20 protein-coding genes and 1 tRNA gene are annotated in these 15,829 nt (G+C 43.4%); 8 read left to right on the top strand and 13 right to left on the bottom strand.

The window, feature by feature from the left end; translation table 11 throughout:
• The first annotated feature begins 237 nt into the window (after nt 1-237).
• Nucleotides 238-1,713: a glycosyl hydrolase gene (locus tag AC3WT9_RS14115; protein ID WP_341379508.1), complete on the top strand. Its 1,476-nt coding sequence runs from the start codon at nt 238-240 to the stop codon at nt 1,711-1,713.
• A gap of 17 nt (nt 1,714-1,730) precedes the next feature.
• On the opposite strand, the gene AC3WT9_RS14110 is transcribed toward AC3WT9_RS14115, so the two are convergent.
• Nucleotides 1,731-2,225 carry a PH domain-containing protein gene (locus tag AC3WT9_RS14110; RefSeq protein WP_341379507.1) on the bottom strand — a complete coding sequence of 165 codons (495 nt, stop codon included), beginning with the start codon at nt 2,223-2,225 and terminating at the stop codon, nt 1,731-1,733.
• A gap of 191 nt (nt 2,226-2,416) precedes the next feature.
• Between AC3WT9_RS14110 and AC3WT9_RS14105 the strand changes: the two genes are divergently transcribed.
• Nucleotides 2,417-3,061, top strand: coding sequence for a peptidylprolyl isomerase (locus tag AC3WT9_RS14105; RefSeq protein ID WP_341095364.1), 645 nt, complete (start codon nt 2,417-2,419; stop codon nt 3,059-3,061).
• 90 nt (nt 3,062-3,151) lie between these two features.
• Here the strand turns inward: AC3WT9_RS14105 and AC3WT9_RS14100 are convergent, their stop codons facing one another.
• Nucleotides 3,152-3,379: a hypothetical protein gene (locus tag AC3WT9_RS14100; RefSeq protein WP_341095362.1), complete on the bottom strand. Its 228-nt coding sequence runs from the start codon at nt 3,377-3,379 to the stop codon at nt 3,152-3,154.
• A gap of 182 nt (nt 3,380-3,561) precedes the next feature.
• On the opposite strand from AC3WT9_RS14100, the gene AC3WT9_RS14095 reads away from it, so the two are divergent.
• Nucleotides 3,562-3,903 carry a YolD-like family protein gene (locus tag AC3WT9_RS14095; protein WP_038595306.1) on the top strand — a complete coding sequence of 114 codons (342 nt, stop codon included), beginning with the start codon at nt 3,562-3,564 and terminating at the stop codon, nt 3,901-3,903.
• A 620-nt stretch (nt 3,904-4,523) separates the two neighbouring features.
• On the opposite strand, the gene AC3WT9_RS14090 is transcribed toward AC3WT9_RS14095, so the two are convergent.
• From AC3WT9_RS14090 to AC3WT9_RS14075, 4 genes are all read right to left on the bottom strand, one after another.
• Complete coding sequence (locus AC3WT9_RS14090; RefSeq protein ID WP_341095359.1) at nt 4,524-5,330, bottom strand: hypothetical protein; 807 nt, start codon at nt 5,328-5,330, stop codon at nt 4,524-4,526.
• Nucleotides 5,327-5,827, bottom strand: coding sequence for an ATP-binding cassette domain-containing protein (locus tag AC3WT9_RS14085; RefSeq protein ID WP_341380405.1), 501 nt, complete (start codon nt 5,825-5,827; stop codon nt 5,327-5,329). Before AC3WT9_RS14085 ends, AC3WT9_RS14090 begins: the two co-directional genes overlap by 4 nt.
• A gap of 7 nt (nt 5,828-5,834) precedes the next feature.
• Nucleotides 5,835-6,215: an ATP-binding cassette domain-containing protein gene (locus AC3WT9_RS14080; RefSeq protein WP_341379506.1), complete on the bottom strand. Its 381-nt coding sequence runs from the start codon at nt 6,213-6,215 to the stop codon at nt 5,835-5,837.
• A 173-nt stretch (nt 6,216-6,388) separates the two neighbouring features.
• The gene (locus AC3WT9_RS14075) at nt 6,389-6,550 is read right to left on the bottom strand and encodes a hypothetical protein (protein WP_197073616.1); all 162 of its coding nucleotides are present in this window, start codon (nt 6,548-6,550) and stop codon (nt 6,389-6,391) included.
• A gap of 129 nt (nt 6,551-6,679) precedes the next feature.
• On the opposite strand from AC3WT9_RS14075, the gene AC3WT9_RS14070 reads away from it, so the two are divergent.
• The 3 genes from AC3WT9_RS14070 to AC3WT9_RS14060 all read left to right on the top strand — a co-directional run bounded on the left by AC3WT9_RS14070 (nt 6,680) and on the right by AC3WT9_RS14060 (nt 8,123).
• Nucleotides 6,680-7,360, top strand: a complete 681-nt coding sequence (locus AC3WT9_RS14070; protein WP_341095354.1) for a M15 family metallopeptidase — start codon at nt 6,680-6,682, stop codon at nt 7,358-7,360.
• Nucleotides 7,361-7,429: 69 nt separating this feature from the next.
• Nucleotides 7,430-7,900 carry a WGxxGxxG family protein gene (locus AC3WT9_RS14065; RefSeq protein ID WP_341095352.1) on the top strand — a complete coding sequence of 157 codons (471 nt, stop codon included), beginning with the start codon at nt 7,430-7,432 and terminating at the stop codon, nt 7,898-7,900.
• Nucleotides 7,901-8,037: 137 nt separating this feature from the next.
• Nucleotides 8,038-8,123, top strand: a tRNA-Leu gene (locus AC3WT9_RS14060).
• A gap of 162 nt (nt 8,124-8,285) precedes the next feature.
• Here AC3WT9_RS14060 and AC3WT9_RS14055 read toward each other — a convergent pair.
• Nucleotides 8,286-8,480 (bottom strand): hypothetical protein, encoded by a 195-nt coding sequence (locus tag AC3WT9_RS14055; RefSeq protein ID WP_492407685.1) that lies wholly within the window; start codon nt 8,478-8,480, stop codon nt 8,286-8,288.
• Nucleotides 8,477-9,646 carry a site-specific integrase gene (locus AC3WT9_RS14050; protein ID WP_492407684.1) on the bottom strand — a complete coding sequence of 390 codons (1,170 nt, stop codon included), beginning with the start codon at nt 9,644-9,646 and terminating at the stop codon, nt 8,477-8,479. The genes AC3WT9_RS14055 and AC3WT9_RS14050 overlap by 4 nt, the downstream gene beginning before the upstream one ends.
• Nucleotides 9,647-10,013: 367 nt before the next feature.
• Here AC3WT9_RS14050 and AC3WT9_RS14045 point away from each other — a divergent pair, with 367 nt between their 5' ends.
• Entirely contained in the window at nt 10,014-11,864 is a 1,851-nt protein-coding gene (locus AC3WT9_RS14045; protein WP_492407683.1) for a hypothetical protein, read from the top strand.
• 171 nt (nt 11,865-12,035) lie between these two features.
• Complete coding sequence (locus AC3WT9_RS14040; protein ID WP_492407682.1) at nt 12,036-13,064, top strand: hypothetical protein; 1,029 nt, start codon at nt 12,036-12,038, stop codon at nt 13,062-13,064.
• Nucleotides 13,065-13,114: 50 nt separating this feature from the next.
• Here AC3WT9_RS14040 and AC3WT9_RS14035 read toward each other — a convergent pair whose 3' ends face one another.
• The 5 genes from AC3WT9_RS14035 to radC all read right to left on the bottom strand — a co-directional run bounded on the left by AC3WT9_RS14035 (nt 13,115) and on the right by radC (nt 15,545).
• Complete coding sequence (locus tag AC3WT9_RS14035; RefSeq protein WP_492407680.1) at nt 13,115-13,237, bottom strand: hypothetical protein; 123 nt, start codon at nt 13,235-13,237, stop codon at nt 13,115-13,117.
• Nucleotides 13,238-13,267: 30 nt separating this feature from the next.
• A complete protein-coding gene (locus AC3WT9_RS14030; protein ID WP_492407679.1) occupies nt 13,268-13,447 on the bottom strand; it encodes a hypothetical protein in 180 nt (59 codons plus the stop codon).
• A 330-nt stretch (nt 13,448-13,777) separates the two neighbouring features.
• Nucleotides 13,778-14,347, bottom strand: coding sequence for a hypothetical protein (locus AC3WT9_RS14025; RefSeq protein ID WP_492407678.1), 570 nt, complete (start codon nt 14,345-14,347; stop codon nt 13,778-13,780).
• Between the two features lie 60 nt (nt 14,348-14,407).
• Nucleotides 14,408-14,749 (bottom strand): helix-turn-helix domain-containing protein, encoded by a 342-nt coding sequence (locus AC3WT9_RS14020; protein WP_492407677.1) that lies wholly within the window; start codon nt 14,747-14,749, stop codon nt 14,408-14,410.
• Between the two features lie 187 nt (nt 14,750-14,936).
• Nucleotides 14,937-15,545 carry a RadC family protein gene (radC, locus tag AC3WT9_RS14015; protein WP_492407676.1) on the bottom strand — a complete coding sequence of 203 codons (609 nt, stop codon included), beginning with the start codon at nt 15,543-15,545 and terminating at the stop codon, nt 14,937-14,939.
• Nucleotides 15,546-15,829 lie beyond the last annotated feature (284 nt).

Below are 15,829 nucleotides of genomic sequence, written 5' to 3'. Positions count from 1 at the left end.
ACATGAAAGGCAGTACACCAATCTGACTGCTGCCGCGTCAATTGGCGGAACTCCTAATAAAGTATCATACTTTATTTCGTCCTGATCTTTCCGCATAAATGGCTCCGTCCCTGGAAAAGGAGTGCGGAGCCGTTTCTTTGTGGAACCGATAATTTTGGCCGTTTGTTGTCTATCCGCCGCCACTTTGTCCCAAACCTTGTCATAACATGGTATAAAACCAAGGGAAGGTGAACAAGGATGGAACAGCGTATACTCCGGGATATGCTCGATTCGGCTTCAAGGCTGGTGAATGATGCCCAGTGGCAGGCAGCATTCAGCAGTCTGCTTAGAACTCCGGCGGACACCAAACTGGTGCTTCCGGCCTTGAAGGTGCTGAATACGTTATATTCGCTGCAAGGCAAGGCAATCCTCAGCGGGCAGCATGATTATCTGGAGAGTCCGGATGAATTCAGCAACAAGCTGAAGAATACCTGCGGACAATATGCCGCACTCCACGGCTATGAGCTGGGTGCGATCAACAATCAGACAGAGAAAGTTATAGAGAGCCAGCGTCAGGCGGTGGTGGACAGTGCGGTGCGCTGGCATAAGGCGGGCGGAATTGTGACGATGAGCTACCATGCCCATTTACCGGGTACCGCTCCGGCCTGGTCCAATGTCTCTATGAGCCTTAGCGAAGTTGATTTTGCCAAATACCTCACTCCCGGCACCGCTCAATACAATGCGTTAATGAAGGATCTGGACAAGACGGCCCTTTCTTTAAAAAAACTGAGGGATGCCGGTGTGCCCGTGTTGTGGAGACCGTACCATGAGATGAACGGCGGATGGTTCTGGTGGGGGCAAAAACGCCGCTTTACCGAGCTTTGGAACCTTATGTTCGAGCGGTACACGGTTTACCATAAGCTGCATAATCTGCTCTGGGTGTGGAGTCCGAATGCCAAAAATCAGTGGTGTGACGAGCCTGCGGGTTATTATCCCGGTGCGGGAAAAGTGGATGTGCTGGCGCTGGATATTTATGAGGGGGATTTCAAAAAGAGTCACTACGATACGCTGTGGGATCTGGGGCGGGGCAAGCTGATAGCCATTGGGGAGAACGGACAGATGCCGTCCCCGGCCCTGCTGGCAGGTTCGCAGAATAAATGGTCGTACCAGATGACCTGGGGCAAATTGCTGTACGAGAATAACAGTGATGCGGTCATTAAGGCTTTTATGAAGGACAGCTTTGTAATCACGCGGTCAGAGTATACCGTCAAGGCTGCGGTACCAGTTTCGGTGCCTCCGGCAAATTCATTGCCAGGACTTAGGGGAGAGTATTACAATAATGCGTCACTTAGCGGTACTCCGGCGCTGGTCCACACCGATCCCAATATTAATTTCATCTGGAAGCAGGGTGCTCCCGATCCGGCGGTTCCGGCCAATTTATTCTCAGTGCGCTGGAGCGGCAGGCTAAAGGCGGATTACAGCGAGGGTTATACGATTTACACTTCCTCGGACGACGGCATCCGGGTGTGGATTGACGGCGTGCTGGTGATTGACAGCTGGATGAAGCAGAGCGGGCAGGAGCGCAAGGGCAGCATCGGCCTGATTGCCGGCAAGCTGTATGAGCTGAAGGTGGAGTATTATGAGAACCAGGGCGATGCGAAGGCGGTGTTGATGTGGGAAAGCTCCAGCCAGCCTAAAGATGTTATTCCGGCCGGAGCGTTGTATCTTCCGTAACGGGCTGCTGTGAAAACTTAGATTTGCTCGCGGTAGCTGATGTTGTTGGCAATTTTCTCGTTGCGGACAGCGCCTCGCAGTACATCCTTCACAGACTGCACCTTGCGGATTTTCCGGAACAAAAGCTGTGGTGATGAAGGGTCATCGGAGAATACAGTAAGCGTTCCGATTCCAAGCAGACGTTCCGGAATGGACTGGGCTACTGAGAAATCATTTACCCGCAGCAGTTCAACTTCTTCGAGATCCTTGCCGATAAGTCCGGTCTTGACCATAATCCGCTGACTGGTGATCGTGTAAGTAGTTGTGTTAAGGCGTATAAGGCCTTTGAAGCGGTCGGAAATGCCGGCGGGTTTGCCCTCCCACAGCTTGACTTCCGGACCTGAGCCGGACATTCCTTTAGCTGACGTTTGGTGCGGTGCCGCTGGAACCGTTCCATCGACAGGTGCTCCGCATTTTCCGCAAAATTTGGCGCCATGCTTGTTTTCCGCGCCGCAGGCTGTGCAATAAGCCATAAGGGATCTTCCTCTCTTATTCCGGATGAAATGATTATAGTATACCATTAGATTTCCGGTCACGGCCGGAGATCTTTTACCCATGAATACGCTTAATTTTAGGAAAATGATTCATTCGGGCGCATTTTACAATATTTTCATTTGCACTTTGCAAAAGTCGCTATTATTCTGTTAAGTGGAGGGATTCAAAAATGAGAAAAGCTTTACTGACAGGATTACTTATGGTGGTGGTTATCCTCAGCGCCTGCAGCAATAATAGTTCAGCCCCTGCATCAGAAGAAGAAGCGCAGGAGACCGTACAAAACTTCTACGATAAGATGTCACAATTCGATGAAAAGGGCAAGTCTTCCCTGGATAATTTCAACACTACTTTAACCTCTTATTCGACAGGAAAAGCTTCGGACAAGGAGCTGGAGAAAGCGGTCGATCAATTCCAGGATACGACATCGGAAATTGCCGATGAGGTGGGGGATGTGAAAATTTCCAAAAGCCTGCCTAAAGAGGTCCAAACGCTGCTGAATGAATCAATAATCGCTTTTAAAAGTGCGTACTCCATTAAAGAGCAAGCCTCGAAAAGCGCCGTTTCTCCCGACGTTACGGCCGATGAGTTCAATGCAATGAACCAGCAGGCGGATGTGGCGATGCTGTATGGCATTTCCAAGCTGAACGAAGCAAGGGCTGCTGTAGGGCTGATCGAGGACGAGATCGGTACAGAAGCTGCGGGGACTGCGGATGCGGAGTCTGGTACAGCAGAGGGCAGTACGGACGTAAAGCTGGCTCCGACGACAGAGGATAGCACAAATTCCGGGACATCCACCGTTACCGGCGGCAAATAAGGAATACCCACAATTAAAGTTGAGGTCCATCCTTACACAGAATGGTAAAAGGCGCTTCACAGCTGCAGGCTGTGTGCGCCTTTTTGTTCGTTATTTGGAACGGAGCAACCGGTTTTTCCATTTACCGAAGCGGGATTGACTAAACGAAATTCCCTTGTGGTTTATGTAGGCAAGCATTAACGTTACGAGCATGAGGCCAAGGGACATTCCAACCGATATTCCTTTGGTCCAATCTGACAGTGTATTGCTGTTAGCAACAGGAATCATCACTAGTAATAAAGAAGAGATGATAAGAAGCCAAGAAGCATCCTTTTTCAAATGAAGTTCTCCTTTCCATTCATAATATATAATATTATACACCTATTTTCTGGAAAACAGGCAATTCCCTCTGTCATTTATTTCTGGTTGATTAAAAAGCGGGACTCCGGATATAATACAAACATACGTTCGTGTTATACGGAACATAAGTTTAGTATTAACTATCGGGAAGGGGAATGGCAATGACACTCGGCAAGAAGCTGAAAGGCAATGGCCTATGGGAGAGCAGCCGGATGATGCTGCCGGAGCATAAGAGCCGGATTATAAGAGATGAACGGGAAACGTTGCGCACGATTAAGCCGATTCTGGATGAACAGAAGCTGGAAGAGATCGAGTGTACGCTGGCTCTGTCGCTGCGGGCGCATGTCCGTGTGACGGTTGTGCTGTTTGATCCTTTTGAGCGCAAGCTGCTGAGCGGCTTTGTGACCTCCATTCACACCCACTCGCGCGAATTCAAGCTGCAGTGGGCGGAAGAATGGAAATGGGTCAACGTGGACGATATTTTGGAGGTATACATCGTTTGATGCTCCGTTGCCGGAAAGCATGCGGATTATATTTTTTTGTACAAAAGTAATTCCCACAATGAGCGAAAGTATACCGGCGTACTGAGCGTGTACGAATAAATTGAATAAGGTCCCGGAGAAAAATAAGGCAAGCAGCAGCATGTACATGATTATTTTACTGAAATAGTATTTGTTCTTATAGGCTACAGTGGCGTAAATATAGGCCTCTTGCTTGTGAAATCCGCTGCTTGACAGAATAAACAGAGGTATTAGGGAGGCCAGCCGTAATCCTATCGCATGCAAGCTGTCTGAGGACGGGAAATACTGGGCAGCAAGCAGAGGGAGCACCAGCAGCATTAGCTTTTCAGATCCCCTGAAGGCAATCCTCAGCTCGTAAGGGATGATGCTGATGAATTGGGCCTTAAAAGGTGCTGGAGCCGGGGCCGTATAGGCTGGATTCACCGGTACTAGAGATTTCGCCAGTTTCCGGGCTGAGCTGCGTTTGGCTTTTGCCGGTTTGACCCGGGGACGGGAGGTTCCGAAGATCCTTTCATAGCTTGTTAAGGCAACGAGCAGATGCATAAATATAAACGCAACCAGCACAATAACGAGCCTGCTGATTACAAATTTGAACTCCCAAGTCATGGTGTACATCTGAAAAGTATTGTTATAATCGCCGATCGTCTCAAAAAGGAAACGGAAGGATCATTTGGACGGGTCAGCGCAAAGTACTGCCTGAACTGGCTGAATACATTCTTAACGATAAACTGCAGACCAGTAACATCGAAGTACGGGTTGATCTCTGTTTTGTTCGCACCGGTGAAGACTATAGAGAGATAGGCGTAGGACAGGATAAACAACAGCAGATTGCCGAGATTTCTGCGCAGCGGGGGGAGTAGCTCCATGCAAACCGTCACGCTGGATAATACATAGATAAAGGGTAAAATCAGCAGTACAAAAGGCATTAAATAGGAAAGAGGCTCAATCGCATAGCTTTCCCCCCTGCTGAGCTGCATGATCAGAGCCATGACTTCAACAACCAGAGCAACCAGCGCAAGGTAGAGGAAATTTGCCAAACGTTTGGATTCCGCATATTGATGCACATTTAGGGGAGAGGTAGTATAGTACATCTCCAGTTGCAGTGTAACATCTCTTCCGATGGAGTTTCGGATCAGGAAGATGCCCCCGAATAGCAGCAGACAGTTAAAAAACAACACCACCAGCAGACCCATCCATACGGAGTTATAGGTTCCTCTGTAGTGCCCGTCAAGGAGACTGTTTTTAATAACGGTGGTTAGGCTGCCGGTAGTATCACTTGCCGGAAAGTAATAATAAGTACAACACGCAAACACGACGATTGTCCACAGGAAGCTTGCTCTTCGTATGCGTTCTTTCACCAGGACCAGAGATACAGACAGGAGATTTAAGGCTGAGGCGGTTCTTGTCATGCTGGTGATTCCCCTTTGATCTCATCCTGGTGGATGAGATAGAGGTAGACATCCTCAAGGGTGGGATAGACCGGCTCGGCCCAGGCGCTTGGCGGTGTTGACGAAAGGACACGGACCTCAATTCCGTCGCTTGATCTATTGCTGCTGCTGCATATGTATTTGTCTTGAAGGGTAGCAAGCCCGCTGTAATCCACGTTCATCTTCCATATCAGGCCTTCTACAGGTTCTGTTAATTGGTTCACGGCTCCAGCCGCCAGAATTCTGCCTTGCTTCATAATAATAATGCTTCCAGCCAGTGCTTCAATATCGGACACAATATGGGTGGAGTAGATCACGGTTGCTTCTTGCGCGGCCTTGGTAATGAGATTCTTCAAATTTACCCGTTCGTCGGGATCGAGTCCCACCGAGGGTTCATCCAGCAGCAGGAACTTGGGATTGTTAAGCAAAGCCTGGGCAATGCCGATCCGCTGCCTCATCCCGCCGGAGTAGCTGGCGATATGCTGGTCACCGACCCTTTAAGTTAAGCGCACTTAACAGTTCTTGTATTCTGCCCGCTGCATGCCTCTTGGATAATCCTTTTAGAGCGGCAACATACATCAGAAACTCTCGGCCTGACAAGGCCGGGAACAGTCCAAAGGTTTGCGGTAAATAGCCGATCTTGCTTTTATACTCGTTTTGGATTGTGTTGATATCCACACCGTTGCAGTAGACAGTTCCGCTTGTCGGCTTTTTGGCCATGGTCAGAATATTCATCAAGGTGGACTTGCCCGCTCCGTTTGGTCCCAGCAAACCGTAAACCCCTTCGTGAAGCTCCAAATGAACCGGATACAGTGCATGGCTGTTATTCCGGTACACTTGTTCTACATTATGAATAGTGATGTTCACATCTGCCCCCCAAGCCCAGTTTAGGTAAGCAAAATACAAAAGGCACTCCTCTTGGAAGTGCCCTGTAAGGTCATGGCAATAATCTTCCTGTGAAGAGTTTCACAAATGAATTTTACCATTTGAATCTATTATTTTCCACATCTGATATGAACTGCTTATCCCGGTATATCATTTCAATTTACGCCGGTTGCCTCCGTCTTCTCATAAGCGATCAGGGTAACAGCTTTGTTGCCTGTGATTTGGGCAATTGCTGCTTCTGCCTGGCGGATCACCTCCACGGCATCTTCCTGATCGGCAAGTGCAGCCACCTTGTAGCTATCGCTGTGAATCTCCATTGTGTTATCCCACCCTTCATTGTTATTTTAGCCTTTTCCTGCAGAAATCATCCACCGGGGAGCTTGATCAAGACAGGTATACAAGCAATGAAGCATGAGAAGGCATTTACTATACCAGGGGGTGATTATATGCTGACATTGGATCAGGTTAAGAGTAAATCTGCCGGATCGCTGGGCAAGCTTCATCCCGTGCTGCAAGCTGCTGCGGGTGAGCTGATCCAGCAGAGCTATGCCAAGGGTGTTCCCATCATCATTACTCAGGGGATGCGCACAATTGCAGAGCAGAATGCGCTTTATGCGCAGGGCAGAACCAAGAAGGGACCAATTGTTACGAATGCCCGGGGAGGCAGCAGTTATCATAATTACGGATTGGCCATTGATTTTGCGCTGCTGCTGCCGGATGGCAACAACGTGTCCTGGGATATGAACCGGGACGGAGACAGCGATAAGGCCGCAGATTGGCAGGAAGTGGCTGCGTTAGCTAAACAGCTGGGGTTTGAATGGGGCGGCGATTGGACTTCCTTTAAAGACTATCCTCATCTGCAGATGACCTTCGGACTTACAACCGCTCAGCTACAGGCCGGAAAACGTCCGACTGAACAACAGGTGCAAGAGGCTTTGGCTAAGATCAACGGAAACGAACCGGCAGAGGAACAAGGGATCTCCATCATGCTGAACGGGCGTAAGCTCACAACCGGACTTGTAGAAAACGGGACAACGTATGCGCCTGTGCGGGCGGTTGCCGAAGCGCTTGGCGCCAAGGTAACTTATGATGCCGCAAGCAAGACCGTCAACCTCGTTAAGGAATAACTTGTATGAATAGATGCCGCACCTTGTGGGGAAATTATCAGCGACAAACCATGAAGGGGGCATAACAACTTGAAGAAGCTGATCACAAGCCTTGCATGCGGTACAGTATTATCGATGAGTTTGCTTGGAGCCGGTAACGCAGCCAATGCTGCGGGTACGGGCGGAATGGGCACGGCAGTTCCTGATACGGGAATGAATGGAATGAGGACTGAGAACAGAACAGGCAACACCATGGGCGACATGGGGACCAGAACCGGAGGCCCAATGCTTAACCAGCAAGATAATAACCTGTTAAACCGGACTACAGGAACGACAAACAACAACGATTCGATCATGAACGATAAGATCCGTACAGGAACAAATGGCACTATGACACAATATCCAGATGCCTCGCGCGGCACTAAATACCGGGCCACCGGCACCACTACAGCAGCCACAAACAATGACGACAACGGCTCGAACTGGGGTTGGTTAGGACTCGTAGGACTACTTGGGCTGGCCGGTATGCGCAGCAGAAGCGGTGAACGCGAGCGCCGCTAGTGCCCGCCCGCTTGATCTTGATCCGTCCCGGCTCCGGCCGGGATGTTTTTTTGCAAAAAAAATGTTTGGGATTTTGATTGCGTGTTTGCTGGATACGTGATATTATATTTCTTGTCGCGTTACAACGCACATTTCATGCCGGGGTGGCGGAACAGGCAGACGCACAGGACTTAAAATCCTGCGGTACGTGAGTACCGTACGGGTTCGACCCCCGTCCTCGGCACTACAACAACAAGGGTTTCAGCTCACTAGAGCTGGAACCCTTGTTTGTTTTTAAGGTGGTTTGCTAACATTTTGCTAACGGCGCCTCTTTTTCTTGTGGATTCGAGGTTTCCGATACGCTGAGAATGATGCTTGAACCGACTTTACGATGAATAGTTCTAGCTCATGCTTTGCGTTCGAGAATTCTGTCACGCTCCATTCTCAGTCGCAGGATTTCTGCTCTAATGACTTCTTTACGACAAGGTAAAGTATTCTTGTTGCTATGCTCCAATGCAAGCTTTACGTGGAGTATGGCAATACCCAGCAGCGCAGACTGGATTGCCGCATCATCTAATGCTCCCCAAGCGATATGCTTCATTGAGCGGCCCCCTTTGATTTCTTAGAAAAGATATCGTTGATCTTTTGTGCGGTATCCTTTTTCGTCTCCATGTCGATGTGCGTATAAGTATTGGCTGTAATGCTGATGGTTGAATGTCCCAGCCAGACCTGAATCTCTTTCAGACTTACGCCATTTTTAATCAAGTAGCTGGCTGTCGAGTGCCTGAGATCATGGAATCTGATATGCGGCAATCCGTTCTTTGCAAGTATGGCTTTGAATTTGTGATTCAGGTATTCCGTCTTCATAGGACTGCCGTCAGGCCAGCAGCATACAAGACCGCTATCAATGTAATCTTTGCCGTACAGCAGCTTGTTTTTCTTCCGCTGTTTCTTTAGATGTAATAAGTAATCTTCGAGTTTTTCCATCAAAGGCAGAATGCGCTGGCTGCTCTCACTTTTAGGTTTCTTTACAACGACCTCTTTGCCGTACTTCACTCGAACCTCTTTAATCGAGATTGTCTTTTCTTCGAAATTGATGCAATCCCACTTTAGCCCAAGTACCTCTGAACGCCGAAGCCCATAATGAGCCGCGAGATACACTGCCGATTCTATCGGTGTACCCAAACAAACCTCAAATAACTTTTCGAGCTGTTCGACAGTGTAGTAACTGGCATCAAACTTCTCCTGCTTTGGAAGAACGATTCGATCAGCGGGATTAAACGGAATCAAGTTCATTCGCACTCCGAATTTCAATGCACTCCTGATATTGGCATGGTGTCTTCGTAGCGTTTTAGCGGATAAGCCTTTTACGCCTGTCGTTGGATCGTCTTGATGCTTTGTCTCGTAATATTTTTGCAGATGCATGGGTTGTAATTCTTGGAGCAGAATATCATTTTTACTCTTGAAGTAAGGGATGATGTGCTTTGTTACAATCATCTCATAACCTTCCCAGGTCGTTTCCTCAACCTCACTTTTAATAACGTTATTAAGCCAGTCCATCATGAAGTCGGTGAATTTGAGTTTTCGCTGTGGAAGGACAAAACTGTTGTTGTCCATCTTCGTGAGTGTTTCTCGCAGAAATTTCTCTGCATCTGATTTCTTCTCGCACTTGGTATTAATCCATTTCTGCTTTCGCTTCCCGGATTCGTCTTTAGTTTCGACAATAATATACCAGTATTGATTGCGTTTACGTAAGCTGCCTTTCATGTGTGTTTCGACCTCCAATATTTTTTTGGATATGAAAAAGACAGGGGCGTGTTTGTCCCTGTCTGTGATACTTCTGCTATTTGATTACATGTACTTAGCATTTATTTAATTAAACTTCTGTTTGCAGAATAATTAATTCTTATTCTCTTACCATCAAGCAGAAAAAGACAAGATGCGTTTGACACCTCGTCCTTTGGTTTGAAACTCATAAACAAGAAAAATTACAGAATTACATAGTTACAGAATTACATTTGCATTCGATTCCTAGCAGAAGTAGTCTGTATTACGTTATTATATTCATAATATTAGCTGCTATAAATTATTGTTATTCGGTAAATACAAATCTATTTTATGGGTGATGAAAATTATGATTTTTCCTGAAAGTCTAGCCATTGTTAATAAACTCGAAAGCATAGAATTGTCAAAGGAAGATATTGATGATCTTAAAGAACGACGAATCCAAGTTAATGACAAACTCCGGAAAATTAAATCAGAAATAATCGTTACTGAATCGTACAAAATAGAGAACATGAACAAGTCAGCAGAGGATTCAATATGTGAGTTTTTTCTTTTTCCTATAGCTGTTTTGGTTAATAAAAAAGGTGACCAAGAGATTGATTACGGTTTACGATTAGGGGCGGTAAAACAGATCAAGAAAAGAAAATATGATTTCACGAGTTTCGATATTAGTAATAAGACTTTAAAGAGTAAAGATTGGTTGAATTTAAATTTTTTTAAAAGAGTATTTAAAAATTCTGATTTTATTTCTCACTATGATGTCTACATAGCAGTACTATTCACTTTAACAAAGTCCTTGAAAAAATCAGGATTGGTAATTATGGAAAATGAAAATCTTGGCTGGATAAGAGGGCCTGAATCTTGGCACTATACTCCGCTGGCTATTGTTAAAGATACTAACTTAGTTTTTGATACCAAAAAGTTGTATTCTTCATTTTTTACAGTTGGACCAGTAACTGATACACCTAAAGTAGCTTTTGATAAGACGTTATCTTTAATTAATCGGTTTGATAAAAGAATCTCAATTCCATTGTTTTCATTTACCTTACTTTCTTTATTTACAAGCCTAATTAATTATCATACACCTGCTTTTCCAAAGTTCATCTTATGTCTACATGGCGGTATAAGTACAAAATACCGTATTCAATTAGCTAATATTTTCTGTAATCTTTATAGCCGAAAGCGAAATATGAGTAGTTTAAATGAAAGATATCACTCCAATCTCAGTTCTTCTGATGAGGAATTAAAGAATAAAGCTTTAACTCTAAGGGACGGTACTTTCATTGTGAATACAAACCATCAGCGTAAAATTTCAGGGATTAAGAAAATTCTTCATCAGACTGAAATAGAAACAATGTACTTAATTTTAAATGAGGAGGCTGTTGAACAAGATTTTGTACTTAATATCAATCTGTCTGAAATATCAGCTACCACACCATCAAATGAAGATTATTATAGTGAAATAGAATCATTTCAAACTACAATCGAGTATTTTGTCACACATTATGCTATGGCCTTTAGTTCAAAAGGAAGTACTAAAAATAAGATCACAAAATTATTTAAAAAAATGTACGATGAAAACTATAAACTGCTAGAGAGTAAAGTTGTTGATTTTGATGTAAATATGCTCCATTATTTTTCTTTGCTTTTGGTTGGTTGGCAGCATTTTGTGGCGTTCGGCGTTAAAAAAGGCTTAATTCAGGAAGATGAGAGCAAAGAACTTATGCGTTCAGCTCTGCAAAGCTTTATTTCTTTTTCAAATGACGCCCCAAATGAAGAGATTGGAATTGAACGCAAACAAGGCTTGCCTTCGGATTTTGTACAAAATTTAATGAGTCTAGTTGTAGTGAATTCTTTAGATTTACACAGCACTAAAAAAACTATCGGCTTTAATAAGGAAATTGACATTGGATGGATTGATGATGACAACGCTAATCTTCTTTATATCTATAATGGAGTATTTCGGAAATTAGATACAAACAAAGGTATGGACAGAAAACATCCTCGCAGCTTTGAAAAGAATAAGTCGCTTATTGTGAAAGCACTTCATAAAGAGAAAATATTTGTTTCCCCTATAGATGATTTCTCAATTAAGGGGGGACAGATTACTAAAATGGAGGTATCCAAAAATATAAAGGGCGTTACAATTAAAGCGTTGATACTTGATAAAGAGAAAGCATTGCTGTTTCTAAACCAGTAACCAATAAACATTCACAATCTCTTTAACTGCTAAGTGCATGACAGCGACAATTTGCTGGAGTGTACTTTTTTATTGTTTCCATAACAGTACCTTGACTTAGATAATAATACCCCTCCGCCAACTAGATGTTGTCATGTAGGCTTTGAGGGGTATTGGAGGTGCTGTTCATTCATGGTGGATATGATGTATCTGGTGTATGTAATGACTAAGAGAGAACATGATAAGGCCTTTACGTTAATGCAGGCATACCTGAAGAAACACTTCACTAGGGGCCAACTTCGTAAAGACAAGTATGATAAAAATGCCCATATCACCAATGCATTCTCTGAGTTTGGTTTTCAAGAAATTCGATTACGCTCTGCGTCTTGGGGCTACTATTCCATAGAGGTGCGTCTACGTCCCAAGCTTACTATTGATAAAGATGGATACTATTGCATAATAAAGATTTCTGAATTTGAAGGTGTTCGAAATGTCTTTAATTATATATTACAGGACATTCTCTCCTTGAAAGTCCCTGATTTTTTTGATTGGACAGCTAAAAGAATAGAAGCTGCTGTAGATATAAAGCTACCAGAACAATTAATTCCTAAATATATATCCTTATTTAAAAAAGGGTTCATTCCAGATTACTTCTGGAATAATCAAAAAACCAAGGCTTACTTCTGTTCCATTACTAATTGTTATTTGATGTCAGAGAATAAAACGGTCAATTGGTATAATCGTTTTGAGACACTATTAAATAAAGAAAAAGAATCTGGTAAGAAATTTATAGATTTTACAATGACAAAAGGAATACTCCGATTTGAAACTCAAGTTCGAGATGGAAAAGAAACTGTGAAGGAATTATTAGACCAAGAAAAATTGAAAAATGAAGTAATGAAGTTTTACAAACTGATTGTTGGTAAGGGTGATTATCATACCTTAAAGAGAGCAGAGCAAATAATAAATCAAAGTGTGCCCAATTCTATGAAGCGTCGAACACTCATTTCTTTGCTTAAATTCATCGAACATTGCGGTGGAATCACTAAAGCAAAAGAAGTTTATATTAATGGTGCAAATGCTAAGAAATCTTCTGATAAATTTGGTAAGCTTCTTAAGAAGCTTAGGGATTTGAATATAAATCCTGTGCTCATTCCTGAAGAATGGGGAATTGATTATATTGAGAATCCTTATGCGAAAATTCAAGATGAATTTGAATGAACTGAAGCCCGCTATTAATTAAAATACGGGCTTCAAGTAGCTGATTCTTATTAATCTTTTTTATACTTATCGTATAAATCCTGTGCGGTTTCGACCACATCAAATTTGTTTTCAATCGTTTGGCTCACTGCATCTACAGCAGTCTCTACTACACGCTCCCAAAAATCACTCATCGTTTAATTCCTCCAATTACTTTATTTTGATTAATGTTTCCAAGCTTTAAGTCCGCTGAGTGTTCCATATCCAACACCGAATAAATAACCAACGGCTGTTCCTGCACCAGGGAATATTGCTGTGCCAAGTGCTGCTCCTGCTCCTCCTCCGATTAGTGCGCCCGCTGCGGTCAGCGCTGTCTTCCCGGCAGCTTCAATTACTTTATCCATGATTCTCACCTCCTCTCAGGGATTAACGCAAAATAAACGGGAAGAGCGCTGCTCTCCCCGTTGCATTGATGATTCTATTTTGTTTGCTGCTTAGTCTTTGAGGGTGGATTAAACATTCGAATTAACTTAAAGAGATATCCGATCAAGTAAAACGGTGTTACCGCCCAACCAACAAATACAGACAAGATTATTTTGTAAACGATGTAATTAGAAATCGTCGTAAATACGGTGATGTTACGTTGTAGCTTGCTTATGAATTTCCAACCAAACGGTATAGAAAGAAGAACGTAGATTTCAATCATGGGCTTATATCCTCCAATATAATTTGAATTATGCTTTTTGAAAAAGAGTACCTACTTGTTTCTTGGAGGATAGAGTTGCTGAATTAACAGCATTTTGAACAATAGGGTTGGCATTATAGGCATGTATGTATTCTTTGATACCTGAATTATGCCGATTAGTAATCATGCTCCTTTTCTTGAATCTTGAAATGACAGAATACGTCTGTTTTTTCTCATCAATCCAGATTGTATGCACAGTCTTATTTTTAAATACAAAGCGAACACGTCCCTGTCCTTTTTCAACTGTGAAATCGGGATGGGTGAAAGTACCCAACCGCTCATATAACTGTTCATTTGTAATTAGTGCCGACATAGGATGATTTGCGAAGTTTAACTTCAATAACCTTACTCCGGCTATTCCGTTTACAACCATATAGGCCAAAGCCCATCCAATAATGAAACCAATAAACAAACCAAATCCCAGACCCCCGATTATCATAAAAGAAATGCATGATACAGGAATTAAGCCGTAGTACCATTTTCTGTAGCCCTTCATAGGATTCTCTAAGACTATAGGTTCTTGGGCAAATGTAAGCTTGCCTGAAGCACTGTTCATCATTATATTTCCTCCAATATGATTGATATGCTATTTTTCAATAACTAAAAGACTAACTGCCCTTTAAGTTTCTTTCTTGTTTTCAATAATCATATTTGTGTTGTCCATCAATACTTCCAGTAGACACTGCTTAATGGTTTCAGGGGTTATAGTTAAAGCTGACGGATGGCAACCGCTTCTCACACCTCCCTTCGGATCATACAAAGTCAATAAGTCAACTAAGGTGATCTCCAGAGCAGCCGAGATTTGTTCTAGTATTTTGATCGTAGGGTTCTTTTCTCCACGTTCGATCTGCCCAATGTAAGATGTGTTTACCCCTGCACTTAGTGCAAGCTGCTCCTGACTGAAACCATGTTTCAATCGTAAAATCCTGATATTTTCCCCAATTGATTCGATGCTGTTCATTTCCCTTCACCCCTAATCAAACGATAGAATTTTTTGGTAAGAGGCTCAACAGGATATAGTACGGATATCAATGCTTATAGTAGAGAATTGATACGGAGTGTGGTTAAACCGTGGATAAAAGCACTTAAGAGATGTCTTTTCATCTGATTATTTGAAGGACATGCCAATAAAAGCTGTTTAGTGAACTTTAGAAATGCCCATGTTCTTTCAAACTATAGAAGCGATTGCCACCAATTATTACATGATCAAGGACTTCTATTCCTATGATTTCCCCAGCGGCTATAAGTCGTTTTGTAAGATTCACGTCCTCTATTGATGGCTCCGGGTCTCCGCTCGGGTGGTTGTGAGCGCAAATGAGTGAGGCACTACAGCGTCTAATAGCTGCATGGAATACTTCTCTGGGATGGACGATTGCGGCGTTCAGAGAGCCTATAGAGATGGTTTCTTTGAAGATGAGGCGGTTCTTGGTATTGAGGAAGAGGCAAATGAAGTGTTCTTTCTGTTTAAAATGGAGTTCGGGTTTGAGGAGATCATAAACGTCTTTGGGACTTCGGATAGAATTGCTAGACTGCTCCGGGTAGGTGAGTGCCTTAGCAAGCTTTAGCATAGCTGTAATTTGCCGAGCTTTTCCCTTGCCGATTCCTTTTATAGATACCAACTGTTGCTCTGATACATCCATTAGTTCTGTAGCAGTAGGAAAGCGTTCGAAAAGCTCTTGAATTGTGTAGCTGTCATTGCTTTCCCTTAATGATTCAGATACTAATTGTCTCAGATCATTATCCTTAGGCTGTCGCATGGTGTTTTCCTCCCAAGTAATTTCTGATTATTACATATATAATATAGAATTGAATTTTTCAAAATTGCGACAAATATATACAATTCCCTTATATAGAACGCGTGTTTGGAAGGAGATGGTAGATTACTGACGAATTATGTATTTTGACTTAGTTCTAAAGTCTATATTTAGTTTTAGGTAGATAGGAGAGATAATTATTTCTAGTTATGTTAATAAGCACGCTGCCCCAGGAAGCATATCTGGATATCTCTTTCAACCGGAAAGAGCAGTTTTTTGGCTTGCAA

The organism is Paenibacillus sp. EB106-06-01-XG199, assembly GCF_058791575.1.
The sequence above is the reverse complement of the archived record's forward strand: the minus strand, read 5'-3'. Positions and strand labels throughout refer to the sequence as shown.